Genomic DNA, 24,961 nt, shown 5'->3' on the forward strand with positions numbered 1-24,961 from the left:
TTCACCCGATGTTCGCCACAGCCGAATGCAGCGCCGACACCCACAACACCGCCACCACGGCGAAAGTGAGAACCAGCACGCACACTGTGAACCGTGCTACCGCACCCCACTCGCCCATCGCCTTGCGCACCGTCTTTCCAATCTCAGACCACATCACCGGATCTCCGTATCTTTTCGCTTCAGTGGAGTCGGAAACCAGTGCAACATAGCCAAACTCGCAGTTCAGCAAAGCTGATCAGGAATGACCAAAGGGGACCAGAACAGATCAGCAGTGACGGTGATCCTCTCCAGCCTCACCACCAAGCCATAGACAGCTCGTTCGGGTGTGTGGTGGGGATGCAGGAAAGCTAGACGGAGAGACGTCGAGCCGTTGCGGCAGTGCACTATTCCCCGTTCGGCCGTGCCCGGGCCTGCTCGGGGCCAACTTGTCTCTGCGATCCCTCAGCCGCCGCCCCAACTCCGGTGACGGCAAGCCCCGCGTGCGCGGTGCATCGGAATCCGGCTGTCCCCGAGGGCATTTCTTGGCCGCGGCAATTCCGCGTCATGCCGCGCCCGCCCAGGAACCGAATAGTTTCAGGCGGTGGGGTGCGGGCCGGGCAGTGCCCGCCAGACCACGGCATCGGTATCGAAGAGCCGCCGGTTCGAATGCACCTGCAGCGTCGGCGCGAGGTCGGCGCTGAGCGCTTCGAAACAGCATGCCTTGTACTCGACCTCGGTGAAGTCACCCGGAACAAGGAAGACACCAACACCAGTGTCGACGTCGACCGCGATCAAGTACCGCAGATACCGGCCGGTGATCGGCTTAAGGTTCTGCCCCGCCGCGATCTGCCTACCGATCACGCACAACCGTGCCGCACGCCAGGCCGCCAGCACATACTCCTGCGCACCGATCCGGTCGAAATGGACAGTGATACGCCGACCATCGCCGATGCGGAGGTGGTGGTCGGTCAAAACCCACCCGTTGCCCGAGCCCAACTGCGAAACCGTCCACCGCGCATCAGCGCTGCGATACACGGCACCAGCCAGCCACAACACCAGTTCACAATGCTTCGGGCAGGCGCCAGCAGTTAGTGCCCGCTCGCGGGCGCGGGCCAGCGAGCCGAAGAACACCCCACCAGCTGCGAAACCGGTTACGGCCCCGGGGTGCGCTGCGGCCACGGCCACCGCCCGCTCGAAAACAGCCATCCACCGGTCCGCGCCAGCAGCGGGTTCGGTCAGAACGCACTCTTCAGTGGCTACGACTGCGGCGACCGCATCACACAACGGCGCCGCCGCAGCACTGGCCAGGAACCGGTCCAGCACGGCAGGAACCTGCCGCATCCCCCACCCCAACGCCGCATCAAAGATCTGACGTTGAACGGCGGCATCGCCACCAGAGAGCTCACCAGCGAGAACCCATGCCAGCGTGGTGGACTCGACGCCGCCACCACCCTCACCAGACGGGCCATAGAAGACAGCGACAGCGGTCTCACACAGCCGCGCCACCACATCACCTCGAGCAGCGAACGCAGCGGCGACAGAATCAGTCAACACAAGCAGATCTCCGGGTCTCCGATATCGCATGGACGGGAACTGCTGCGCGGCTTACAGATTCGCCTCCAACGCCCCCCACCCCTCTCACTTTCTGTATATCCGCAACTGCCAACACCTTCGAACCAAGCCCACCGAAGTGACACAAACCGTGCAACACCCCATCACCCAGACCGACAACCCGTCGCCAACCACGCGGACACGGCAACCGCTCCATCACCACACGGAACTCCTGTCGGTGACAACTCCTGCATCAGCCGCAACCGCACTCTCCCCGGGCCATGGATCAGCTCATAGCGCTGAACATCCTCGACTGCCCCGGCGACCGACTCGGCGAGGCGCACCCGCAAGCGAGCGGACCTTGCGAGGCGTGAAGCGCGGAGTCCGCAGCAGCGCAAGTGCTTTCAACTGATGTGCGACAACGATCCGATCCGCCTTGAAGAAGCCACACATCAGCAGCGGAACTCACGCGATGCCCGGCCTGACCCGCGAGCCCGGGACAGTCCTCGACTTTGGCGGGGTCGGCAGCCGCGGCCAGCGGCGCATCCGGCCGCACGCTGTCGATGCGTGGGCACCGCCCCCGACCGAGGCATCGAGGCCCATCTCGGCCAACGCTTTTCGTGCCATGTGGCGCCGATGAGGCACACATCGTGTGTGGATGCCCGCACCACGACGCGCACCGCAGCCCTACCGTCACAGGCACTCACCCCACCGACGCTTTCGATTCCGGAAGGCCTCCCGATGACCGCCCCTCGCCCCCACCCAGTCGCCTCGCCGACGACACGGCCGCCGATGAACCTTCGCCGCGACCGAGGTGCCGCACTGGTTGGTTCGCCTGCGCAAACACCGCCACCGGAGATTCGCTGCAGGCGCGCTCCGAAGACGACGCGTTCTGGCTTGTGCGCACCCAGACCAGACCCGCCGGGGTCACCGACAGCCGCTACACAAGCTTCCACAATGTGTACCAAGCCGTCATGAGACGCTGGGTCGACAACGAAAACACCGCCACCCCAGGCAGATCCGTCACGACACCGCTGAGACGGTACGAAGTCAGCCAGACCTGGCGGACCCTCGAAGTCATCGACATCCTCGCCACCCATGCCATCACCCCGATACCCCGAGATATCGGCTTCCGCAGCGACGACGACGGGACGACCGAAGGTGCCCGAGGGCTTCACGAAGCGTTACAGCGTGCACCGCACTTCACCGGTCAAACTTTGAGTGGACTTCTCTGGACCGATGAGGCATTGGCTCTGCTGGATGGATACGGCTGGAATGACGGTGGGTGTGTCATCCTGGCACGCGCGTTGTCAGCGTTGCTCGAACCGGTGCCCCACGAGTTGGTAGCAGTGATTTCCGATAAGAACCCTCGATTTGTCCAGCACGCTTTGGTGAGCTTTGAAGCGGGCGGAAAGGCCTGGTTTCTCGACGCGAATGGCACTTCAACCCTTGATGAGGTGATGCGCGCGGACGAAAGGATCATCGCCCCACGCATAGTAAGGCTGGCAGAAGCAGCCCTCGACCCAGAAATTCCGCAGGATCAACATTCAATAGAACGTGTAGCCGAATACCTCCGATCCAAAGGTGAATGGGGACACCGACAATCCCGCTTTACGGCCTCGCCGGGCGTGTCGAGTTTTCTCGCAAGCGATCTCACCCCGTCCACTCTCGCCGAGCAGACCGCCGAGCCCTCCCCCGCATCAGTGCCATTAGATCTGCTGGACGCGCTCACCGCCGACCCAGCAGATACGGCACTGCTGCTCCCAGATTTCCTCGACCGGCTCCACCGCAACGGCTGGCCCGAACCCGACGACGGGGCCGCCGAATTCGCCACCGCAGCACCCGCACCAGACGACCCGACCATCGATGCACGCCTGTAGAGGCCGTGCCCCTCTCGCAGCAGGGCCTCACCGCCCCCGGATCCGGCAATCGACGATGCCGGGGGTGAAGCCCCAGTTGGCGATCGACACGCGCTGGGTGTCGCCGTTACAAGGAAATTCGGGCCATCTCACCCTGGCCCGTGATCAGCAGCGCGAGCACGCCGTCGCCGACGACAACGCCCACCTCCGAACCCGAGCTGCTCAGCATCACGACAGCCAAATCACCGACCTCGCCACCTGAATTCGTCTGCTGCTCGACAACATTCAGGATGCCCACCACGAGTGTGGAACCCGCTGAACACCCCAGCGACGTCGCCATACGATCGAATCGGCCCCTGGCTATACGGTCAGCACCGGCGCACCCCGATTCGGAAGTTTCCACATGGCCAACGACGAGTACACCAACAAATCACGCACCCTCCGTGTGGCTGTAAATGCCACTGCGACCCGACCGCCGGGACGTGGTCGCCTCTGGACCGTCACCGCCGGCGAGGATGACCGGTGGCGCGTCGAGGCGCGTTCGGAGAAGGCAGCAGCGGATCTGCTGGCAACGAACCTGCAAGCCTTCGTAGCCGCCTACCGCCCGCCCCAGGTGCTCTCGTTCCGCGGACACGTCGCCGTGCTCTCGATCGACATCGGCAACGACAGCGCGACTTGAAGTGGCGGCAAGAAATCATTCGTCCCGACATGCGACGCACCTCAATCAGCTTCTTATCCGCCAACGATTGGGACCAGGCCGAGGCACTCACCCGCAGTGATTTGGCGCATCTGTCCACCGACTGGCATGTCGACGCCTCCGTCCACGAAGCCGCCGCTTATGTGACCGGCAATCGGAGATCCCGAGAAAACGATTCCGTGGCAGACACGATCTACAGATATGCCGCCTGGCAGCGCGCCGCCAAAGCCGCCACGGACTCCGGACGCAGCGACTGGCACGAATGGGCCACTCGACACGCAGCCCAATACGACATCCGCCGAGAAGAAGGCGTCAACCACGACCACACCACAACCACAGCAGCTGTCGAATCCGGTTTTCCCGCAGGCAATTTAACACCAGCCACTCTCGCAGAGCAGACCGCCGAGCCCTCCCCCGAACCCGTGCCATCAGAATTGCTGGACGCGCTCAACGCCGCCACCATCAGCGAATCCACATCCCTGCGCCAGCTCGGCGCCACGCCGACCACCACCACCGAAAGCAACAGCAGCACAGCCGATCTCACCGCCGATCCCGCAGATGCGGCGGCACCGCTGTCTCCCGAATTCCTCGACCGGCTGCACCGCAACGGCTGGCCCGAACCCGACGACCCAGGTGCCGAGTTCACCACCACAGCGCCTGCACCAGCCAACCCTGCCATCACCACCGGCCTGTAGAGGCCGCGGCGGCAAACATACACACCAATCGGTCTCGTCAGAGGCTGATAGGAGGGAAGAGCCACAACTATGGCGCCTAGAACCTCGCACCACGAGGTGAATTCATGACCGACCCGAAACAGCCTCACTGGGATTGGCCGTCTGTCCGGGATCGAACGACTGGGTGATGGACTTTTCGACAGACGCGGCTTTCTGATCGAACCCCGCGACCGCGGCCTGCGCCTGAGCGCAGAACCCATGGCAGGGCCGTAGCGCCAGGTGCTCATCCTGGATGTCGCGCACTAGGCCACCGCCTTGACTACCCGTCGTTATTGTCTTTGAGCGTGTCTGAGAACTCGGGATCGGAACCGTGTGGCACCGTCGGTCACCCGGGGTCGGCAGGGTCGGTGGCCTGTGTCACACTCGCCGGTGATGAGCCGCCACACCACGTTCCGGTACTGCCTCGACCCCACCATCGAGCAGCAAGCCGTGCTTGTCCGTCATGCCGGAGCGGCCCGGTTCGCGTTCAACAAGTCGCTGGACTTCGTGAAAACCGCGCTCACCCAACGGAAATCCGATCCCGACCATTCGGTGCCGTGGACCGGATTCAGCCTGATCAACGCGTTCAACGGGTGGAAGAAAGCCGAAGATGCGGGACGCGTGTTCGTCGTCGCCCCGGGCGGGGCCGCCGAGGTCGCGGTGACTGGGTTGGTGTGGCGCACCCAGGTGTGCCAGCAGGTGTTCGAAGAAGCCGCCGTCGACTGCGGGCGCGGTTTGGCCGCGTTCTCCGACTCCCGCACTGGAAAGCGCAAAGGCACCAAGGTCGGGTTTCCCAAGTTCAAAAAGAAACACACGACCACTCCGTCGTTTCGGCTGCGCAACAAGCTTTCCAACACCGGTCGTGCCGGGATACGCCTGGGCGACAACGACATTCCACGCTCGATCACCCTGCCCGGTATCGGGATGCTGCGGGTGCGCGAGGACACCCGCCGCCTGCGTCGCCTGCTCGCGAAGCGCCGGACGAAAATCCTGTCCGCCACCGTCACCTACCGGGCGGGCCGATGGCCGATCAGCATCACAACTGAGGCCGCCGACCTGCACCCCGCCTGCCACCACCCGCCGCGCACAGCCGACGAAGACGGTGGCTGGGTGGGGATAGATCGTGGGTTGTCGGCGTTCATCGTCGCCGCCACCGCCGACGGCACCGAAGTCGCCCGCATCGACGACCCACCCAAACCCTTGGCTACCGGGCTGCGCAAGCAGCGGCGGCTGGCGAGGGCGTTGTCGCGCAAACGGAAAGGATCCCGCAACCGCAAAGACGCTGCCGCTCGACTGGCGCGGCATCACCACCGAATCGGCAATATTCGCCGCCATTTTCTGCATCAGGTCACCAACAGTCTGGTCAAAACCCACGACCGGCTTGTTGTCGAGGACCTACACGTGGCGGGCATGCTCGGCAACCACCGTCTGGCGCGCGCGATCAGCGACGCCGGATGGGCCGACTTCGCACGACTGTTGCGCTACAAGCAATCCTGGCGCGACGGTACCGTCGTCACCGCCGACCGCTGGTACCCGTCGAGTAAACGCTGCTCGGCCTGCAAAACCGTGAACACCGAGCTGACCTTGTCGGATCGGGTATTCGCCTGCGACTGCGTCATCACCGACCGCGACCACAACGCCGCAGTCAACCTCGCCGCCTGGCCGACAATCCAGCATGAAGACTCCCCTCGATCCCCGGACCCCCCAAGCAGGAGGCCGGGTCATCAATGCCCGCCGACGGGAAGGCGCTGACCGGCACCCTACGGGTGCCGGTGAAACCGGCCCGGACGACGCGGGAACCGACGTTCACACCTTCGTGGCGTGAACCGACGACGCCCGAGAAGGGCGGTGCCTGCAACACCCACAGTGGTTCTCAGACACGCTGTTACAGAATGATTCGACTCACACAACGAGTGGGACCTGGTAACCCAGCGCTGCCAAACCTCCATAGCGTGGGTACCCATGAGGTCAACTACCCCCGCCAAGATCCTGACTCGTCGCGACATCGCTGTTGCAGTCTTTACCGCCATTAGTCTCGCTGCCGCCGCTGCCGCCTACATCACCGTCGCAGAGATGTACATCAAGACCTCGTTATCGCGCAGTCTGGAACGGATCTGCCTGCGAGCTCGCCTACGAACTCGGCTATCCGCTGGCGAGCTCGCCGAATACGATGCGTTGACTGCCGAAAATGATGCCGAAAGCGCACGCCTGCACTATGACGTAGAACGCCGCGACGCAGAAGACCGGGCCAAATATGCACCCAGCATGTTTCCCGGTGCCCCGACCAGGCTCGAGGAATTCACTGTGGCGGGGCTGATGTCGGCCCTAGACCATGCCGTCGACCAGCGCGACGCCACCCGCGAGGTGCCCCACCAACACTATGACCCGGCTATGTTCACCCGCTGGGACGGGCAAGTCGAGGCCCTCGAATCCGAGATCTACCGCCGCGGTCGTTGGGAATATGCGCAACACCTGAGCCCCCTCGATAAGGCTCGTATTGATCACGCACGCCACCGCCGATGGCGCACGCGAACTGCGCCTTCAGCGCCAGTGCCGCCCCCACCGGACACAGCGGCAAAGCCCCAGCCCAGCATGTCTACCCCGTCACCGGGCCGCACAGTGTTTCTACCCGAAGCGCTGGACAATGCACTGCGTAGCGACTCTTCCGCCGTCGCCCCTGCCGACGGGGACTTCCTCGACCCTGGACATCCACTGTTCTCGTCACTGCGCGACCTGCAGACCTGGCTGCACCTCTTCGACCCCGAGCAAACTCCACGCCCACCCGCATACACACCACCCACAACCTAACGACCATGGGGAAATACAGTCGGCCTTCAATCCGCACCGCTCACTCACGGACAGACAGAACCGGAACAGATGGTGAGACGACCAAACAATGCTCGCAACAGCTTGCCACCGTCAGTCGAGGAGTTCCGCCAAGGCCGGAGTGCCCGACATGGCCCAATCCTGCGTGGACGGACCCCCGGACAACTTGGGTGCTGCTCGACATGCGCCAACCGATCAACGGGAAGCTGTCGGTACACCGGCATAGAGTGCCGGCAATGGTTCGGTCGGGCTGTCCCGCAGTCACATTCACCTGACCAACCGGCTTTCTAGCGATGGGATCGCCTGTGATCACCCGAACACACCGCAAGTCCTCACCATGTTGGTCTTGCTCATCCATGCCGATGCACCTGCTGACGATTACCCAAATACCAGCACAGCACCCAACGAAAGGGCCAATCCTGCCATGACGACAAGCACCCCGGATGCGGTGTGGGCGCTGGTGAAGACCCAGACTATGCGACACGGCCACACCAGCCTGGAAGTCGCCTACGCCGAAACCCACCTGCTCGAGCTGCTGTGCGCGCACCCGAACATGGTGCCTGCCAGCAGTCGGTGGGGATGGTTGCGTGCGGCCGCCGACCACCTCAATGCTCGTTACAACAGCGACCACACTGTCTTTTTCCGGGTCGGGGAGCGCAGTTTCGCGCAGGGAACTCCCGCCGCGACCCGCGCCGCCGCGATCCAAACCGCCCTCGACCACACCGGCTCGGTCGGCCCCGACACTCGCGTAGGGCTGAAAGTCACCACCGACGCTGCCGGGCCCCACACTGACTACACGACCGCCGTTGTGATCGATGTCGACAACATCACTGCCGCCGACCTCACCAAGTTCCTGACCGCCGCACGCGCCGAACAAACCCCACCGATACCAGCGACATCACCACGCCACCAGTCCATGCTGATCGATCCCGCCGCCGAGCTGACCGCGCTGGCCGACCGCTGGTACGACCGCGGCGGACACACCGCCACACGCGCGGAGGCCGACCTGCTCGCCGACATCGCCCGCGCCGCCGAACACACACTGCACTCGCTCGACTATCCCGGCGACTTCGCCGAATACATGGCATCAAGCGACGCCGACGAACACACTTACGACGCCGAACACGCCGCACGTAAGCAACAAGCCCACCGCGCCAGCGCCGCAGCCGCTGCCGCCCTCGACAATCACCTGATCAACCACCTCGAACTCCGTGACGATCCCACTTGGGGACCCGTCATCGCCCCGCACCGATTCACCCACATCAACGACCCCGGCGGTATCGACACCCTGCTGCGTCACGCCCACCAACACCGCCACGCTGCCATGCTCACCTACGGTGAAACCCTCACCAACGACGGCCTCACGGCCGCGGCCACCTGCGGCCATCTCCACGGCACCACCACGACACCGACCGACGATCCCATGAGCACGACCCGCGGCCCCCAGCCAGTGAATCTCCCTTCGACCGTCGACGCGCCGAGCCCCGCCCCATGACCGTCACCTCCTTCGCCGCTAGCTTCCCCGACACCGTCTTTGGCTGGAACGGGCAGTAGAGCGCTGTCCCTGGTGAAGGAGGGTCTTGGACTGGTCTTCCCCTGCCGTGCCAGTCGTGCTCGAGGCACAACAGATGTGAGCAGCTGATGGTGGGTGCTGGTCACTGGTGCGGCGCGGTTCTTGCCGCGCACCGCGGCGACGTCGTCGCGATGGTGTCCTCCGACTCACTGACCAGTCGGAAGCCCGCCCGCTGGTGGGCGTACCCGGAAGCCCGTGCGGGGCTCAATGTTGCGACAGCAGGTCTTAGTTGTCACCGCCGCTGGCTGTCGTGCACGGCGTTGGGGGAGAGTTGCATGCGAGAGACGAGAGTTGTCACCGATGGCAGGTTGCTGCTGCGCTGGGCAGAGGTCTGCTGACCGGTGGCCTGCCTTTGCCGCGAGCATTCGGAAGCGCCGATGTGCGTGAGCCTTTCACCGTCAGCTGCATGCATCGTTGCCGTAGGCCGTCAGGTTTTTTGTCCGCAGTCGCGCCATTTCAAACCGTTGCTGTGCGCGTTCGAGCAGTATGCGAGAGTGTCCGAAGAGTTCAAGGAGCGACGCTGGCATTGGTGGCTCAGCCGTGTCGTGGTTCCTTCCCTGGTCGCAGTAGTTGCGCTGGGCGGCCTACTTTACGTCAACCGCGACAAGCCTCGCGACGACGAAGCGCCGACATCGATGGCCAGCTCGAACGAGCGGTGCTCGTCTGACCACAGCGGCGCGGACGCAGTCTGGGGCCCGGACCGCCCGACCGTCGGTCCCAGCGATTACTCGCAGACACCGAGCTTCAACATCGAGCGTGACAACCCACACCATGGTGACGAGCGGAACTTCGTTCAAATCAAAGAGTCATCGCACGTTCAAGCAGGTGCATGGGCAGATCAGCTTGAGGTTCGGGCAGGACACGAATACTTCGTGCGCGTGCTACTTCACAACGGAGCTCGCGATGGCGACGAGTACGTAGCGAAAGACACGAGGGTGGAGATCGACCTGCCTCTTTGTTCCGGTCGAAGCATTGCCCTGCAGGCTGTCATTTCGTCGTCGAACGCGTTTCCGCAAAAGATCTGGGACGGGGTGGTGCTGCGTAGCGCGGAGCCTTTCAAAGTGGACATCGTTCCGGGCTCCGCGAGGTTGCTATCGAACAAATATCCGAATCCTGGACTGCTCCTCCCTGATCGGGTTGCGACGGCTGACGGAACTCTGGTCGGAAGCCAGGCTGCAGACGGCAACTTCCGACGCGACTACGCAAACGACGCCGATGTCGTCATCACAGTTCGGGTTCTGTCGGCCTGATCCGCCGCACCTTGAGCCACACGGTCTCGCGCTCGCGTCGGCCGACAGGATCGGCCACTTCGGTTGCTCGAAACCTGTTGCCAGGCATCACAAATTCTCCTCATCGATGTAGCCGAGGATGAACCGGCCACCACAAGAGCAAACATGCACGCTGGAACTGACCAGCCCGGCGGAATCGACCCTGCCACGGTGTGTGGTCATCTGCGCGTCTCCATTCCGATCGCGTGACCCATCCTCACCACTTTCAGAATGCGAGCCGATGGTGCCGCTCTCAGGTACGAGGCTTGACCTTCACCAAACGCACCAGCTCACCCTCGAGCAACAGCCGGTTGACACAGCTATCCAGGTCTTCACCCGGATCGCACTCCTCTCCGCGCGGCAAGCCCACGGTGATATGGAAATCACGCAACGCCGCCCGCACCCGCCATGGAAGCCCGGGATAGTCCTCCACCTCGGACGGGTCGGCAGAGGCGGCCAAAGTCGCATCACGCGGCACAACTTCGAATCGCGGCAAACTGACCCCGACCACTGCCCCGAGCCCGGCCTCGGCCAACGCCTTTCGAGCCGTGTCGGCGATCGCTACACCGGCCAGATACCCCATGACAACATCGCGGCCGAACGCGGGCGAGACCTCCCGCGCGATCACCCGAGCTGCTGTGCCACTACGGAACTCGCGCGTCATCGCCTCGACAAGCTTTTTGCGCCCCCCAGGAAATTCGCCAACTCGGTATCGATGTCCACAACCCCATCCTACTCACATGAACTGAAATCAGGTCACACTGATATCAGTTCATACCGGAATTCAGGCAAACCACGATGAGGCACACACCGAGCATGAATGGGACCGCGTGCCCAGCAGGCGGTTTCAGGATGCTTCAGCGCACGGACTGGTCGTCGACACAGCGCATAATGGCGGAGTGTCCGCCTTCGCGTCCCTCGACCCGTCCGACGACCTATTCTTTTTCGACAGTGCGACGCTCGCGATGCGCATCCACGGGACTGGACTGACCTACGACGAAGCGGCGCGGTTGCTCATTGAGTACAACCCACACCGCGACCCTGGCGAGCTGATCGACGACCTCGACAACTACATCATCGAACGCCACGTGCTCTACACCTGCAAACCCTGGACCCGCCGCTTCGACCGGGGGTGCTGCTTCATCGCTGAACACACCGCTGGCGCCGCTTTCCTGCTGCTGGGCATAGTGATAATGCTGGCGCTCCTGCTAGTTGTTCCCGCGCTCACCGGTCACCTCGCCATATCCGGGATCGTCCTGGTCACCACAGCCGCATGCTGGGGCGCCCTCGATCTGGCCGCATGGCGTCGTCGCAACCTCTCCTTGCGCTATGCCCCCGAATTCCTCGACCCGGGGTCTCGAGCACAGAGTATTGCCTTCGCGTTCGAACAGCAGATGAGGATTGGCCGCAACACCTCCACCCATCGGACACAAAACATGGACTAGCGTGCCGAAACCGCTGCAGCACTGACCAATTCGAATGGGGCAGAACAAGGAGTAGAGACATGAGCGTCTGGTGGATGTGGCTGGCAACATTGCTGCTGATCGCCTTCGTGGTCGGTCTGATCGTGGCGTCCGGGCTCGGTCGCCTCGGCACCAACCGTCATGCTGATCGCCTCGTCCGCCGCTTCTTGCCTGTTGGGGTACTCGCCGCGGCGGCATGGCTGATCGGAACCATCAGCGCCGAGGGCCGACTGATCGTGAAGGCTGTCACCGTTGCATCCATGACATCGTTGGCAGCGGTGTGCCTCGCAGCGGCCAAAGTCATCCGCCGTAGCGAACAACTCGACCACCTGCTCAGCAGCAGCTCGAAGACCACCACATGAGCGACTCCGAGCAACAACGTGTGGCTCCCCGTTCTTCCTTCGCTGGCCCCCTGCGGTGACCTGTTCGGACTCGCCGAGGAGTCCACTTCCTGGCCACTACCCCAGTGCGGAACGGGCCTGCACCCTAGAGCGAAATCAGTCACCCACCGCATGTGGGAATCGGGGTCGCACCCCGTTGCTTTCACAACTACCGTTCGGCGTGCCAGACGAAAGGGCCCCAGCGGTTGGACACCGCACCCCACCGCGTAATTCGTCGTCGAACCGAAAGGCCCCTGTTCCAGCAAGTCCGCATCCTCGTTGTGGTCACCAGCGTTCTCACCCGCTTAGCGACCTGTCCGAAGCTGCATATACCGAACCCATCCACAACATCCGCGCCGCAACCGCAACCGACCACCTGTCGTCGCACCAGCCACCGGCACCGGCCTGTGATCAGCACCTGTTAGGAAACCATGGCCATCGGCACTGAGATCAACATCGACCCCTTCCACACACGCGAAGAAATGATCACACGGGCGATCCGTCACGCCCGCACCATGGGCATCGACCGCGCCACGTGCGACAACCCCGACATGCCCAACGAGCGGGACCGCTCAGTGACGGTCGAGCGCGCACCCAGCCAACATCGGGAAGTGTGGCGCGACATCGCCACCGGGCAGCACTGGACTCTCACTGCCGCTGGCCTTCTTCCCGAAGACGCCCTCCCCGACCTGGGCGCGATCGCTGCCGTAGCGCCAACCCGTATCGCTCCCCTCACTCCAGGTAAAGCCGAAACCTTGCCTGCCACAACAGATTCCGCAGCCACACCCCACGACGGGGTGCCCGCCACCCCACTGGCCACCCACACCACCACACTCGACACTGGAACCGCGCTGTAACCAGTCCCCAACCTGCACTCACCGAAACCTCCTCGCCCGCAGCGCAATAGCGCGGGCTCACATTGATGCGGCCACGCCCCCGGATGGCGTGTCAACCGACGGGGGCGCGGGTGCCAGGTCCGGTCCGGCTGATCCCAGTTCAACCTGCGGCGAGCCAGGAACCGGATTCGCGTCGGAGACCGAACGCCCGGCAGTCGCCGCGTCCAAGCCCTCGACGCCGCTCTCGGATACCGCCGGCCGTTGCGTGGGATAGAACATGTCGCCGAGGCCGAGGTCGACGAACCGCTGCCGCAAGCCGTCATGGATTCCGGTATCGATGTGTGCGCCCCACCCGCGCCTGTTGTTTCCTGCTTGCCGCTCACGGACTTGTTCGACGAACTCGTCGTCACTGTCGCAGGCGATGACCGTGACGTCGCCTTCGGCGTACTCCACGATCTTCCGCGCCGCCGGACTACACCACAGGCCGTAAACCTCTGAGTCCTGGGTGGATTGGATCGAGGCGTAGCCCCGTGCCAGCGAACATGGGCCGATGCTGTCCCAGGGATCGAAAGAGTAGCGGTTGATTTCGGGATCCTCGACGCGGATCTCGGTGCGTGTCACAGCCATCGCTGCCCTCACTTTGCTTCGATGTCGGGAAACGGCGCGCCCTTGATGTCGCGCTGCACACCCACCACCCCAGCACTGCCGAGCCGAGCCTGGAGCGCTCACACACACCGCTGGTGTGTACTCCCCAAGAAACTCATTGCCGCCACCAGCCGGGCACCCGCCCCGAGGCGCACCGAACACCGTGAGCGTTCACCGCGACCCGCCCGGCGCGCGGGGGAGATATCGCGGGGATTGCCAAATCGGAGGCCTATGGCAGGCCCAAAGGCCGCCGCAACGCACACAATCCGATGGCCGGTGGCAACGAGCAGGCACACAACGCGTGTGAAACCGCGGCCATAGTGTCGTGGCTGGCGGTGACGATGGGGCGCAGTGCGCTGGTCGTCACCTATTCGATCCCGCACTCCTGCAGCCGAAGCCGATCCCACTTGTCCAGCGAGCACACCATGAATGCACCACCGCTGTATCTCACCCCACCGACCGGTCCGCGGGTGAAGTGGGCGATCCGCTCCGGAGCTCTCGGCGCGATCACCACTCCCCGCTCCCGGCACGCGATCCACGATGACTACGCCTTGTGGTGTGCCGACAACGCCGTGTGGGGCGAAAATGGTGGGTCCTACCCTGGCGATGAGAAGTTCCTGGAGTGGCTGTCGGGACTGCGCCCGCATGCCGAGAGTTGCTTGTTCGTCCTGGCCCCCGACGTCGTCGGCGACCATTTCGCCACCCTCGCCCGTTCACGCCCGCTTTTCTCTCGCATCCGGGAGATGGGGTTTCCGGTCGGTTTCGCCGCCCAAAACATGATGGAGCTATGCGCTGACCCAGACCTGTGGGAGGAGATCGATTGCCTCTTTATCGCTGGTGATACTGCCTGGAAGCTCGGGCCCGAGGCCGCCAACCTAGCTGCTGTTGCCTCCAGCATCGGCAAATGGGTGCATATGGGAAGGGTTAACTCGGAACTGCGCTACAACTATGCCCGCTCCATCGGCTGCGACAGTGTCGACGGCGGCTATATCACCAAGGCCCCCAACATCAACCTGCCCACGGTTCTGTCCTGGAGCACCCGCGCGCACGCAGAGTCCGCCATCCTCGCCTACGACCCTGCACTCGCCAGAGACTGCGACAACGCCCACAACACCCGCCGGGGCCGCCCGCGACCAGAACGCAGGATCCACACGCCCGACCCCGACCAGTTCACCCTGTTCACTCCACCTCCACTCACCGTCGTTGCCGACATCAACACGCACCATCAGATCGAAACCGCGAGCGACGAACTCGAAGTCATCGACGACTTCACCACCGAATGCCTCACCGCCGCCGCCCTCACCGCAGTCACTCCGACGATCACACACACCGACCCACCCCACCCAACAAACCAACCCACGCCCCTGACGACCAGCATCGACACCACCGCCGCCGTCCTCGGCATGTAGCCCCCAACGGCAGCCCAGCACCGCGGCAAAGGCATCTGCAACGGCGAAGCCAGTCCAACCACAACGGAATTCAACAGGGGTCCCCAGGACAATCGCCGCCAGTCCGGCCCACACACCTCACCCCGCCCAGCCTTGGGAGACCTCACCGGCTGCGGGAGGGGTGTCGACTCGCCGGCTGCGGCGACGGCCTGCGCGATGGAGCTGTCCACCCGGACAGCTCCATCGCGCCTGGGTCCGCATGCCCCTGCGTGAAGCAGATCGCGTCACGCGAAGCGCTTCACACCACCAGCAGCGAAACCATCACGCCTGCAACGGAATTACCCACCGCCGCTTCAGCACTGACTGCTGCGCCGAGCCAGCCCTTGCGGGACCCCGGCCACTCCGGCCACTCCCCCAGCCGGTGTGCCCCCAGCCCGGGTGAACACGCCCCCAACACGCCCTCCCGCAGCCATAGCTTCGAGCGTGACCACCGTTCCCTGACTTCCGAGAGCCGAGCACGAAATGTCTGATCACGAAGCTGGTATCGCTGTCCTGCACCACGACGGCCGCGTGGAGTTCGCCCAGCGCGCCCGCGGCGAAGGTGTAGTGGACATCGCCTCCCGATATCTACGCGAAGCGCTCGGCACCGACGTCACCGACCAGGATCTACGCCTGGGCCTACTCACCCGCGGCGGTGGCGTGGACTCCCAACGCTTGTGGTGCGTGGGCCTGGAATCAGCAGACCTTCCCGACAATGTGCTGCTCCCCACGATATTGCGGGAGCACCCACTCCCTGTCGGCGATCAGTTCCCGCGCTGGCGCGGACCGGTCGTGCTGACACCGCTACTCGACGCCGACACCAACACCGTGGCACCCTTCACTCCCGCGGTCCGCGAACTGATCGACGACGCGGTCCGCGAGGCGATCGATGACGCGACGACCACCGCCTACCGCCACCGAAATCAACCCACACAGGCAGACAGCGAGGCCACACAACGGGAAATCCCTGACAGCGAAGCCGAAATGAACGCCACCCGCGCGGATTGGGCATGCGCGGCCGTGGAGGCCTTCACGGCGGCTGCGGGGTACTCCCGGCCTATTCTCGGCCCCGACCTGCACAGCCGCGCGTTGTTCGAGCGGGTAGTCGGGGACTTCGTCGATGCACTGGCAGAACTGGCCACCGACAAAGGCAGCGACCTTTACGCCGTCACCGGCCGTGGAATGGACCGCTTCCGCGAGGAGTGTGTGAAAGAGATCGACGAGCGCCGGCATCCGGGAATCGATCCAGACATCGGCCTGCCGCAACTGCCCGGGGTGACCACTGCCAACTCACAGCACAAACCGGTGGCCGACCCCGGAAGTACCGCTCCTGCGGATATCAGCGCCGATCGGCGCGCATTCGCTGCGGCCGCCGCCGCGGGACTCGAAACCTACGCGGGCCACACCAACCCGGCGCACACCATATTCAGCGAGTTGGACTGCGATTTCTTCGAGGAGATCGCCAGCGATTTCATCGCCGACCTCGCGCATCTGGCCCGGGCTAAAGGGCACGTGATCATCACCGACCTGGACGTGGAGGCGGCGGGCCACGCCGTGGTGGCACGCCCTGCACACCTCACCACACCCGACACCAACTCACCCCACCCCACACCATTGACGACCAACACGCATACGACCGCCGCTACTACTCTGGGCGTATAGGCCCCCACAACAATCGTTCGCGGCCAGCGACCCACGCAAACGACCATCCCAGTGTCGCGTCGATCCCGCGCAGGCATCCGATGCCAGCAACCGAAATCGCCCCCGCATAGACCCTTTGGGTAACCCCGCCCTCGGCGGCACCTGGCCGGCGGGGCCAACCCTCGCCCCCGTTTCAATCGCCGTCGAGCAGGCGCGGTGCCTGAACCGATTGATATCGACAGGACCTTTGCCATGATGTCTCTCCCGACACCGACCCACGACCGGCTGCTACTGCCATCGGGCACCCTCGTCTGGGCCAAGAACCGGATAGATTTGGGCTCGACCGATCCCAACACCAACCGCGCAGTTGGCGTAATCCGGCCGCTCGGGGTCGGTGCTGTGCACTCGCATTCGACCATCGATATCGGTGGCCGCCGCATCAGCGTGATGTCAGTTGCACCACCCGATCCCGAGTGGGTACTGGTGGAGTGGCCTGGCTTCTTCAACTGGGAACCCGACACCGCGCTCGACCCCGTGCCGCACCACCTGGTCGCCGAAGCCGAGAGCCGCAGAGCCGAGGCTTTCGCCGCGAAGATCGTGCAGTGGCGCTTGGCTGGTTACCTCGCCGATCCGCGGCAGATCACTGCCTTCCTCAGCGAACTCGGCTGGCAGCATGTCGACGACACCGAACACGTCACCTGCTGGGAACGCTTCCGCGATCGTGTGTGGCTACCGCGCCCTGGCAACTCCACCTCCACTGACCGTGTCGTGACCTGGGCCGCGCTCACTCACCTGATGGGCAGCCTCGAGATGCCGATGACTCGGCTGATCCGCGCCATCGATGCCACACCGCCCTCGCCCGCGACGACCACAACAAGTTCCCGCACCGTGACAGCGGCACCGGACCGCGCTGAGTACGAGGCCGCGGCGTTGCGGGCTTTCGAGATACTGGCGCGCCGCCATCTGACCAATAGCCCCGACCAATGGACGGTGCGCGAAAAACACGCGGGCAACATCCGCTCTTGGAGCGTGGTCCATCCCGACGGCACCACCATCGACAACTGGGGCAGCCGCGGGCAAGCGCAGCACGCCCTCACCCACGGCTGGAAACGCCAGATGTGGGAACACACCCGAGCCTGGCTCCTGGGAGGCGAAGACCCGCAACGACGAACCCTGACCGATGCCGAACGCGCGATCGTGGCGCGTATCGTCGCCGAAACTCCTGCGGCCGAACCACATACAGCCACCGCACCGACGATCGACCTTGGCCCTGCAGTCGCCGGACACACCGACAAGGCCCCAGCCCGTGCGCCAGACGCGTCCACCACGCCCAGACCACCGCTGCCGGTCGACGCTGAGGCGAGCCCCGCACCCAGCACTGCGCTATGACCTGATCACCGGCCTGCTTCGCAGCATCGCCCGCATGGGAGCTGGCTGACCTCATCGAAGCCGTTGTGCTATAGGGCCTTTCGTCATCCCGCTCCCGTTGCCCCGAGGTCCCCGCTCTGCTCGAGCCTGCTGCGGACACCCACTGCCGGTGTGCCCCCGGCCAGGGTGAATAGCTCCCCGTCGCGCCCCATCGCGGCCATAGCTTCGAGCATGGCCCGGTTTTCCGAAATCGACAGCCACGCACCAAATGTCTGATCACCAATTGAGGAGGGCGCAGTGGCGAAACTGACCAAGGCGGAGGAAAAGCGGCATGAGCTGGCCCTTGAGCTCGTTGACCTCGACCGCGAGTTGGACGAGGAGGAGAAGTGGTTTGTCCTGGAACATTTCCAGGAGGTGTCGACGGCGTTGAATAGCACACACGGTGCGTTCTTCACACCTGCGGGACTGGCAAGCGACTTCTCTATCGAAATGCCTGACTGGGGAATTCGTGTGATTGATCTCGGTGCCGGGATCGGGAGGTTGAGTTTCGCCTGCCGAGACTTGCTCCGCCGCCAGAACGGTCTTCCACCGCGCGAATTCGTATGTGTCGAACATAATCCCGAGTATGTGCGAGTCGGCAAGAAGGTCATGCCTGAAGCCACCTGGGTGTGCGGCGACATTCTTGATGTACCTGATATGGGACTGGGCCGGTTCGATGTCGCGATCGGCAACCCTCCATTCGGGTCGATCAAACGCAGCGGCAACGCTCCCGGCTACACCGGTCGCAAGTTCGAGTACCACGCAATCGCTGTCGCCGCCCAGGTCGCCGACTATGGGCTCTTCATCATCCCGCAAATGTCGGCACCGTTCACCTACAGCGGTAAGTGCCACTTCACACCCAATACCGGGGACGGCGAATACCAGAAGTTCTCCCAAAGCACCGGTGTCACATTGAAAATGAACTGCGGCATCGACACTGCGCACTACAACACTGATTGGCATGGTGTCAGCCCGTCAGCCGAAATCGTGAAGGTGGACTTCACTGAGCGGTCGACAACGGCCGCACCAGACGAGGATCACCAACAACCTGTGAAACAGGCTCTGCACAACAACGCCACTACCGCCCTTGAGGTACCCCCACCAGCCGCCCGGCCGGACAGCGTCGAACACACCGGATACAAGAGCGACGCACTCGGCCGCGCCACCCACGACAGCACGAGAAGTACTGGGCAGAAACTACTTCGCGCAGTCACCGACACCATCCCAGCTGGCCACCCTCAGCTGGCGCTGTGGGCCGATGACAATCAGCACACCATCGGATCGCCAACCGATCCCAGCAACGACAGCATCAACGCAGTGTTCCTCAACCCAACCACCCCAGCAACCAGCAGAAAACCCGCATCCGAGCCGAACCCGCCGCAACCCGGGTTCATTGACCACCTCACCACCGACGCCGCAACGGCAGGCCTCTAGCTGACCGCACCCAAACCCATTGACTCATCACCGATTCCAGGGTGCGCCGCGACCGCCCGCCGCACCACGCGGGTCTCGTAGCGTGGCACTCAAACGAGCGCTGTCGACCAGGCGCGCTCACACACTGCCGGTAGTCGCGCGCATCGCCAACTTCACCCTCACACCGAGCGGACACACACCGTGCGTGCGGATCGCCCGTCGACATGGCGCGCTCGGCCGTGATGATCATCGCAGAGCACAAGCCACCAACCGGTGGTCGACTCGACGCGGCCAGGACGGAGCCACTTGATGACCACCCCTGAACTGACCAGCACACCGACGCCATGGGAAGATGTGCGCCCCAGCGGGTTAAGCCCAGCTCCCGGCAGCCTGCTCGGCGAAGTGCGCCGCCGCCCTGAAGGCTGGATCGCCGTCCGAATCCGTGAGGACCACAACAAAGGGTGGCAGTTCATCGGAAAAATCCCCAGCGGGCCAGGACACCGGAACGGAATCGCCGAAGACTGGCTCCTGGATCCCGGGCAGCTCGTCGCCACCATCCCTGGCACCCCGGCCGCTGCCGCGCTGCGAATCGACACCCACGATCGGTCGACGTCCACCACAGAAACCGGCCTCGTCACGATCCCCGACCGCCCTGGGCGGGGGTTCGCCGGTGGCGAAGTTCGCCGCACTCCAGAAGGCTGGATCGCCGTTCATATAGGCCGCGAAAGCCGCGATCCCTGGCGGCTGATCGGCGCTCCTACGACCGCCGGAGACCGCGGCCGCGCCTTCCGCCACGGCTGCGCCACCGATGAAGCCATGGCCGACGCCGAACCCCTCGGCGCCCTCCCCCACACCCCCGCCGCCATGGCGCACCTCGTCGCGCCGGTCGACCCGCACTTGGCTCGTGCCCACCACATCACCGTGATCATCGACCCCGACTTCGCCGCCGTCGCACGCTGGCTCGACGACCACCACAAACTCGATCGACTGCAACGCCGATCCGGCGGCCGCGACGGCTACGCCAACGAGATACTCGACGAACTGCACAACTGCGGCTACGACCTGATCTCCCACCACGCCGCACGCAGCGGCGAAACCGAATACATCACCAGCGACCCCACTCGGCTGCCGCAATGGGCCGCCCAACACCTCTACCCGAGTGTCTTCGCCGGCGGGGCGAACCCAGCAACCACACCTCAGAACACCACCTCGACGGTGCCCGCCACCACAGCGCGTACCCTCACCGATCCCCCCGACGCACTCACCGTCCTCCTTGTGCACCCCAACCCTGCAGCACCTGCCCGGGTCGAGGGCCACCAGATCACCAACCCCGCAACGGAATCCGCGCCACCGGTAGCCGACATCGGCGCCGCCACCGCGCTGTAGCCCAGAACACCGAGCGCGGAGACTCCGATGATCAAAGCTGCGGAAGACTATGTCGGCCAAATCGTGCATTACAACGGCCACAACTACACCATCACCGAAGGACCCGAGTACGAGTACGCTGCCGCCGCCGTCACGGTCAACGAACGCCGCCAGGCCGCCCTGCTGCTTCTGAAGCTCGACGAAAGCGGCGATATCGTCCGAGCCGCCACCCGCCACGGACCATGGAAAGACGTCACCATCACCCAACCCGACGCTGCCACCACCACACTCGACGAGACCGGCCTCCCCGAACTACATGCCGATACACTGCGATGCACACTGCTCACGCATGCCAGCACCGGCTCCAGCAAGATCACACCCCACGACGCGCCGCCCGCACCCGATGCTGGCCTCGATGCGGCCGCGACCTTCGCGTAAGCAACCGCCCCACAATGACAGCTGCGCAGGGCGATCGAAAGCCATTGCAGTACAGGGGTAGTGAGATGGTGTGCGGGCCGATGAGTTTCGTGCGACCCCGCCGCGCGGGTATTCGCTGGCATCGCTCATGTCGACTGACAACGAGGGCGACAGCACCGGGCCACAAGGCCGATCTCGAGGTGACCAAGAAACGGTGCCACATCGGTGGTGTGGTGAGCTTGCCGCCAATGCTGTTTGCGCGCAGTAGGTTGCCCCGCAGCTAACCGAGCGATGTTGCGCAGCTTGTTCTCCCACACGCTGTGCGAACTCCGGGTCCCGATTCGCCCTGCCCGGGGCTAAATGAATCGGTGCCGATATTCCGTGCAGAGCAACGAATTCAGACAATCCGCCATCGCCGACTGATCACGACTGCGTTCAGCTCCCATGATGCGCGCGGGTGGAGCGCCATGGGGTTGATGGTGCTTGCGACGACTCTGTGGGGCGCAGCGAGCGCTGGGATCGCCCACCTGGCCGCCGATGGTGGCGGTCCGGCGACAGTGGCGGCCGGGGGCGGAGCCGCGACACTGCTCGCACTCGCCGCGATCCGCGGTTCTCGCCCGTGGCGGGCGCTTCGCAAAGACTGGTCACTGTTTTTACGGCTGGGGCTACTCGAAGTCCTCAACCTGGCGTTGTTCGTTACTGCGCTGCGGCTGGGACCCCTTTCGCCGGTGGTGGCGTTGCACCTGACCTCACCGGTGATTCTCCTCGGCTTCGCGCTCGTGACCCGGCGACGGAAGATCACCTGGACCGTGCTAACCGAACTGGGTCTGCTCGCCACAGCGATCACCCTGATCAGTGTGCGCGCCTCCACGAACGGCAGCGGCACCGCAGCCAGCGTGACGGCTTGCGTGCTGGCTGTCGCGAGCGCTGGGTGCGTAGCCGCGCTGATTTCGATCGTCGCCACCAGGTCCTCGACCATGGATGCGATGACATCGGCGGGACTGCAACTGGGGGCGGCCTCGTGCCTGGGTCTGCCGCTGCTGGCGTGGACACCGCTACCGGGCTCGGCGATCGTCGAACTCGCGGCGATTGGAGCGGGCTTGCTCGGACCAGGATTCATCTTCTTCTGGTTGGCTTTACGCAGGCTGGACGCGCCCACAGCCGGAGTCCTCGGACTCAACGAGGCCGTGGCGGCCCCGGTTATCGCTGCGATCGTTTTCGGAACCGCGATCACCGCGATTTCCGTGGTGGCGACAGCCGTCATCCTCGCGGCGGTCGCGCTCGAGGTGCGCTCTACTCGGCCCGATCGGCGTGAAATCCTCAGTGGCACAACCACTGCGGATCTTGATGGCACGCCGGTGAGTTGACCGGCGGTCGCTGTGGGATCATGTGGCGAACGCCGAGAACAACGTCGACTCGCGCCTTCAGCGACCGACCAGCCGCGCAGCGGATTCCCACAGATCACCTGATATCCAAGCGCATCGTTTGATACATCTCCCTGTGGCGATCTGGATACGAACTACTCGACCGCTGGACCCTTACCGATCCAGCCCGGGACCAATCGCAGCCCGCGCGCCGGTGTCTGCGGCCAGGCGCGCCGCGCTCGGATCCGCGGGAAGTGCGGTAAACGACGGCCTTCCAAAGGGCAGTATTCGCGTTGCCACGGACCGATTCCGACGGGGATCGAGTCCACCGCGGCCGACCACGTGGGCATAGGCAGCAATCAGCGCGCTGGACGCCCCACCTCACGCCCGGTCCCATCTCCGCTCGCAACTATGGCTGCCTCGACCAGGCTGACGTCGAATTGCGGGACGCCGCACTGGGATAGTCAGCGCCCTGGGTTGGAGGCTGCGCACAATGCTGGGCTGGCTGGTGGCTGCGAGTTCATTGCGCCGTCGAGTTTTGGCCCGGTTCAGCTGATCCACACATTCGCCGAAACGCCCCCAGCGCGCCGCAAAACCTGCCCTGCCCACCGAAGTCGTCGGCGTGACTAAGGTTGTCGAGTGCACATCGGTTCCGCGCTGGGACAGCCGACCTCGCGATCTTCTCGCGCGGCAGCGGCATTGACTGTGGCGGTTGATGCTGTGGCGGACGCGGTCTGCGACTTCACCGCCCGACCCCGACCCACCGGGACACTGGCCCAGACCTTGCTGCGGCAGGCTATTGAGAGGCTCGATCTTGCGCCGGTGGGAACTTTGCGTACGGTCGGTGATCTCTATGACGCTGCGACGATCGCCGACCTCAGCGCTGTTCACGACCCGCCCATCCCTGAGTCCCTGACAGATGCCGTCGCGTATTTCGACGTGCTCGTCTCGCGGTTGAAGCCGAGCGAATTGTTCACTGCTGTACAGCAATTCGGGCTCTCACAGCGTCTCGCTGTGCTGGCGTGCCGTTTGACCACGCCGCGGGAGGGTGCCGGGATGTATCAACCGCTGTCGGAGACCGTCGATTCGATCTCCGACCGTCACGCGTGGGCCGACGCCACTTTGACCATGCTGACCACAGTCGGCCCCGATCAATGGCGGCAGCGCGAACTGGGTGTGTTGAGGATGGCGCTGCGGCTGCACCTGGCGTTGCTCGGCGAAGGATTCCTCCGCGTCAGCGAATGGGCGACATCACCACTGCGGTGGAAGGAAACATCACCAGGTGTGAACGTCGCAGTCTGCCCGGTGGCGGGCGCGCCTCGACCGCTGGAGGCGCGCGTCAGCTTGTACGAAGGTGATAGACGCGTAGTGGATTCGGAGACCGAGTTGTTTTCGCCTCATCGCACCGCACCGGTCCTGCTGTACCAGTGGCAGGTGGGATGGCGCGACGACACCGGCACCTTCCTTCCGTACACAGGCAAGCTGGAGCGATCGATCGCCGCCGCTCGATTCGCGGTCGAAGCCACGGTGCCCGAACTCGCTGACGCCGTGGACACGCTGCGCGCCACCAGCACGGGCGAACTGTTTGTCCCTCATGCCAGTGGTGCCGCGATCCGAATCGGGCTGTGGGACATATTGATGGCAACCATGTGCGAGCATCGCGGCAGCGACGCCGACCAAGAGCTGTTGTGGCCGATGTCGCCGCACAGTCTGCCCGATGAGGCCGCGGCCAGTGTCGTGGCGGTTCTGTTCGACCAACTGTCACTGCCGTGGCCCCGTGTCGGTGACCCTGCCTGCGACACCGCTGTGAACTCTGGCGAGTTCGCTGAATTCCTCAGCCGCCAGGCTGTCGAGTTGACCGACTTGGTGCGCAACTATTTGATCGGGATGTCTGAGGCTGGGCCTGGAGACCGCAACCTTGGCGATCGGCATGCCACCGGATTTCGTGCGGCGATGCTCAATGACGCTGACGCGGCCGCAGTGGCGTCCGAACTGCCCGCGCCGACGTTCGGTTATTCGCTTATGACGAACGTCGAAATGCTGGCGCCCTACTTCGACGAATATCCGGACGGTCCCACCATCTGACCAGGATTCGCTGTGCACCGGCTCGAAGATCAACCTGCCAGTTCGTCCGCGA

General features: G+C 64.2%; 23 protein-coding genes. 19 read left to right on the forward strand and 4 right to left on the reverse strand.

The window, feature by feature from the left end; genetic code table 11:
• Position 1: 1 nt before the first annotated feature.
• Together ACQP2U_RS42385 and ACQP2U_RS42390 are read right to left on the reverse strand one after the other, a co-directional pair.
• The gene (locus tag ACQP2U_RS42385; RefSeq protein WP_433716982.1) at positions 2–154 is read right to left on the reverse strand and encodes a hypothetical protein; all 153 of its coding nucleotides are present in this window, start codon (positions 152–154) and stop codon (positions 2–4) included.
• A 419-nt stretch (positions 155–573) separates the two neighbouring features.
• On the reverse strand, positions 574–1,533 hold the full coding sequence (locus ACQP2U_RS42390; RefSeq protein WP_433716984.1) for a hypothetical protein: 960 nt from the start codon (positions 1,531–1,533) through the stop codon (positions 574–576).
• A 971-nt stretch (positions 1,534–2,504) separates the two neighbouring features.
• Between ACQP2U_RS42390 and ACQP2U_RS42395 the strand changes: the two genes are divergently transcribed.
• From ACQP2U_RS42395 to ACQP2U_RS42430, 8 genes are all read left to right on the forward strand, one after another.
• Positions 2,505–3,410: a hypothetical protein gene (locus ACQP2U_RS42395; protein ID WP_433716986.1), complete on the forward strand. Its 906-nt coding sequence runs from the start codon at positions 2,505–2,507 to the stop codon at positions 3,408–3,410.
• A 64-nt stretch (positions 3,411–3,474) separates the two neighbouring features.
• Positions 3,475–3,651 (forward strand): hypothetical protein, encoded by a 177-nt coding sequence (locus tag ACQP2U_RS42400; RefSeq protein ID WP_433716987.1) that lies wholly within the window; start codon positions 3,475–3,477, stop codon positions 3,649–3,651.
• Positions 3,652–3,792: 141 nt separating this feature from the next.
• Complete coding sequence (locus ACQP2U_RS42405; protein ID WP_433716989.1) at positions 3,793–4,068, forward strand: hypothetical protein; 276 nt, start codon at positions 3,793–3,795, stop codon at positions 4,066–4,068.
• On the forward strand, positions 4,065–4,781 hold the full coding sequence (locus tag ACQP2U_RS42410) for a hypothetical protein (RefSeq protein ID WP_433716991.1): 717 nt from the start codon (positions 4,065–4,067) through the stop codon (positions 4,779–4,781). The genes ACQP2U_RS42405 and ACQP2U_RS42410 overlap by 4 nt, the downstream gene beginning before the upstream one ends.
• Before the next feature lie 411 nt (positions 4,782–5,192).
• Positions 5,193–6,551, forward strand: a complete 1,359-nt coding sequence (locus ACQP2U_RS42415) for an RNA-guided endonuclease InsQ/TnpB family protein (RefSeq protein ID WP_433716993.1) — start codon at positions 5,193–5,195, stop codon at positions 6,549–6,551.
• Positions 6,552–6,761: 210 nt separating this feature from the next.
• The gene (locus ACQP2U_RS42420; RefSeq protein WP_433716995.1) at positions 6,762–7,607 is read left to right on the forward strand and encodes a hypothetical protein; all 846 of its coding nucleotides are present in this window, start codon (positions 6,762–6,764) and stop codon (positions 7,605–7,607) included.
• Between the two features lie 442 nt (positions 7,608–8,049).
• Complete coding sequence (locus tag ACQP2U_RS42425; protein ID WP_433716997.1) at positions 8,050–9,120, forward strand: hypothetical protein; 1,071 nt, start codon at positions 8,050–8,052, stop codon at positions 9,118–9,120.
• Between the two features lie 572 nt (positions 9,121–9,692).
• On the forward strand, positions 9,693–10,448 hold the full coding sequence (locus ACQP2U_RS42430) for a hypothetical protein (RefSeq protein ID WP_433716999.1): 756 nt from the start codon (positions 9,693–9,695) through the stop codon (positions 10,446–10,448).
• Positions 10,449–10,719: 271 nt separating this feature from the next.
• On the opposite strand, the gene ACQP2U_RS42435 is transcribed toward ACQP2U_RS42430, so the two are convergent.
• The gene (locus tag ACQP2U_RS42435; protein WP_433717001.1) at positions 10,720–11,130 is read right to left on the reverse strand and encodes a hypothetical protein; all 411 of its coding nucleotides are present in this window, start codon (positions 11,128–11,130) and stop codon (positions 10,720–10,722) included.
• Positions 11,131–11,365: 235 nt separating this feature from the next.
• Between ACQP2U_RS42435 and ACQP2U_RS42440 the strand changes: the two genes are divergently transcribed.
• The 3 genes from ACQP2U_RS42440 (at position 11,366) to ACQP2U_RS42450 (ending at position 13,166) form a co-directional block, all read left to right on the forward strand.
• Positions 11,366–11,911: a hypothetical protein gene (locus tag ACQP2U_RS42440; RefSeq protein WP_433717003.1), complete on the forward strand. Its 546-nt coding sequence runs from the start codon at positions 11,366–11,368 to the stop codon at positions 11,909–11,911.
• A 59-nt stretch (positions 11,912–11,970) separates the two neighbouring features.
• On the forward strand, positions 11,971–12,291 hold the full coding sequence (locus ACQP2U_RS42445) for a hypothetical protein (RefSeq protein WP_433717005.1): 321 nt from the start codon (positions 11,971–11,973) through the stop codon (positions 12,289–12,291).
• A 449-nt stretch (positions 12,292–12,740) separates the two neighbouring features.
• Entirely contained in the window at positions 12,741–13,166 is a 426-nt protein-coding gene (locus ACQP2U_RS42450; RefSeq protein WP_433717007.1) for a hypothetical protein, read from the forward strand.
• A 57-nt stretch (positions 13,167–13,223) separates the two neighbouring features.
• Here the strand turns inward: ACQP2U_RS42450 and ACQP2U_RS42455 are convergent, their stop codons facing one another.
• Complete coding sequence (locus ACQP2U_RS42455) at positions 13,224–13,772, reverse strand: hypothetical protein (protein ID WP_433717009.1); 549 nt, start codon at positions 13,770–13,772, stop codon at positions 13,224–13,226.
• Between the two features lie 488 nt (positions 13,773–14,260).
• On the opposite strand from ACQP2U_RS42455, the gene ACQP2U_RS42460 reads away from it, so the two are divergent.
• The 8 genes from ACQP2U_RS42460 to ACQP2U_RS42495 all read left to right on the forward strand — a co-directional run bounded on the left by ACQP2U_RS42460 (position 14,261) and on the right by ACQP2U_RS42495 (position 24,909).
• Positions 14,261–15,199 (forward strand): hypothetical protein, encoded by a 939-nt coding sequence (locus tag ACQP2U_RS42460; RefSeq protein ID WP_433717011.1) that lies wholly within the window; start codon positions 14,261–14,263, stop codon positions 15,197–15,199.
• A 501-nt stretch (positions 15,200–15,700) separates the two neighbouring features.
• Positions 15,701–16,879 (forward strand): hypothetical protein, encoded by a 1,179-nt coding sequence (locus ACQP2U_RS42465; protein ID WP_433717013.1) that lies wholly within the window; start codon positions 15,701–15,703, stop codon positions 16,877–16,879.
• Between the two features lie 195 nt (positions 16,880–17,074).
• Positions 17,075–18,247: a hypothetical protein gene (locus ACQP2U_RS42470; RefSeq protein WP_433717015.1), complete on the forward strand. Its 1,173-nt coding sequence runs from the start codon at positions 17,075–17,077 to the stop codon at positions 18,245–18,247.
• Positions 18,248–18,523: 276 nt separating this feature from the next.
• Positions 18,524–19,699, forward strand: coding sequence for a hypothetical protein (locus tag ACQP2U_RS42475; RefSeq protein WP_433717017.1), 1,176 nt, complete (start codon positions 18,524–18,526; stop codon positions 19,697–19,699).
• Between the two features lie 288 nt (positions 19,700–19,987).
• Positions 19,988–21,064 (forward strand): hypothetical protein, encoded by a 1,077-nt coding sequence (locus ACQP2U_RS42480; protein WP_433717019.1) that lies wholly within the window; start codon positions 19,988–19,990, stop codon positions 21,062–21,064.
• 27 nt (positions 21,065–21,091) lie between these two features.
• Entirely contained in the window at positions 21,092–21,481 is a 390-nt protein-coding gene (locus tag ACQP2U_RS42485; RefSeq protein ID WP_433717021.1) for a hypothetical protein, read from the forward strand.
• Positions 21,482–21,927: 446 nt separating this feature from the next.
• Entirely contained in the window at positions 21,928–22,827 is a 900-nt protein-coding gene (locus ACQP2U_RS42490; RefSeq protein ID WP_433717023.1) for a hypothetical protein, read from the forward strand.
• Between the two features lie 819 nt (positions 22,828–23,646).
• Positions 23,647–24,909, forward strand: a complete 1,263-nt coding sequence (locus ACQP2U_RS42495) for a hypothetical protein (RefSeq protein ID WP_433717025.1) — start codon at positions 23,647–23,649, stop codon at positions 24,907–24,909.
• Positions 24,910–24,961: the final 52 nt, after the last annotated feature.

Source organism: Nocardia sp. CA-084685 (assembly GCF_050955785.1).
Classification (GTDB): domain Bacteria; phylum Actinomycetota; class Actinomycetes; order Mycobacteriales; family Mycobacteriaceae; genus Nocardia.